This is a genomic window from Priestia sp. SIMBA_032 (assembly GCF_046535215.1).
In the GTDB taxonomy this organism is placed as follows: domain Bacteria; phylum Bacillota; class Bacilli; order Bacillales; family Bacillaceae_H; genus Priestia; species Priestia aryabhattai.
Window position 1 is genome coordinate 1 of sequence record NZ_JAWRXD010000897.1, and the last position, 262, is coordinate 262.

1 protein-coding gene is annotated in these 262 nt (G+C 56.9%); it reads right to left on the bottom strand.

Going from position 1 to position 262, the window contains the following annotated elements; translation table 11 throughout:
• Positions 1-262, bottom strand: a 262-nt coding sequence (locus SB717_RS36910) for an EamA family transporter (RefSeq protein WP_410908050.1), incomplete at its 3' end; no start/stop codon positions are given.

Genomic DNA, 262 nt, shown 5'->3' on the forward strand with positions numbered 1-262 from the left:
GTCCAGCTCTCGCAGCGCCGACACGGGAAACACCTGTCATATAGAGAAGCGTAGCCCCTAGTGACGCTACGATTGCCACGTAAAAAGTCGCGACCATAGAGCCGATGTTCCAGTTAGCGCGCTGCCCAGTCATGAACTCCCAGCCGAAAAACGGCAGCAGAGCAATGGATGCAATCAGCAACTGCGCCCCCAACAGTCCCACCCGGTTCAGGTCGGCAGGAATGGCCCGAAGCCAATGGGTGTATAGGGCAAAGCAGATCAT